This window comes from Pseudomonas sp. 51_B (genome assembly GCF_017491595.1).
Classification (GTDB): Bacteria; Pseudomonadota; Gammaproteobacteria; order Pseudomonadales; family Pseudomonadaceae; genus Aquipseudomonas; species Aquipseudomonas promysalinigenes.
Genome location: NZ_JAFGYW010000123.1, coordinates 1 through 561, shown reverse-complemented (window position 1 = coordinate 561; position 561 = coordinate 1). Strand labels below are relative to the sequence as shown.

1 protein-coding gene is annotated in these 561 nt (G+C 60.4%); it reads right to left on the bottom strand.

Annotation, left to right across the window (positions count from 1 at the left end; genetic code table 11):
• Window positions 1-456, bottom strand: a 456-nt coding sequence (locus J5M56_RS23965) for an OB-fold nucleic acid binding domain-containing protein (protein ID WP_243430884.1), incomplete at its 3' end; no start/stop codon positions are given.
• Between the last annotated feature and the right edge of the window lie 105 nt (window positions 457-561).

Here is a 561-nt window from a genome sequence, read left to right as displayed (position 1 = left end):
GTGCTTGTCCGGCAGCGGGCGCAGCGACTTGGTCAGCAGGCGCACGTTGGTCATTTCAACGTACAGGTCGCCCTTGCCGGAACGCGCCAGGGTGCCTTCGGCGGCAATGATGTCGCCCATGTCCCAGGTTTTCACCTCGGCCAGGGTATCTTCGGACAGCGTCTTGCGGTTGACGTAGACCTGAATGCGTCCGGTCATGTCCTGGATCACCATGAACGAGCCACGGTTGAGCATGATGCGACCGGCAACCTTGACCGGGATTGCAGCCTCTGCCAGCTCTTCCTTGGTCTTGTCCGCGTACTGTTTCTGCAAGGCATCGCAGTAGTTGTCGCGGCGGAAGTCGTTCGGGAAGGCATTGCCCTTGGCGCGCTCGGCAGCAAGCTTTTCCTTGCGCAGGGCGATCAGGGAGTTTTCTTCCTGTTGCAGGGCTTGCGGGTCGAGTTGTAGGTCGCTCATGTCTTTAAGTATTCCATCAGGTTCGTTGCCCCCAGCCTTCGGCTGGGGATCGCGGGCGAGCCCGCTCCCACAGAGGGTGTTACAGGCCGGATTTCAGGCTGGCTT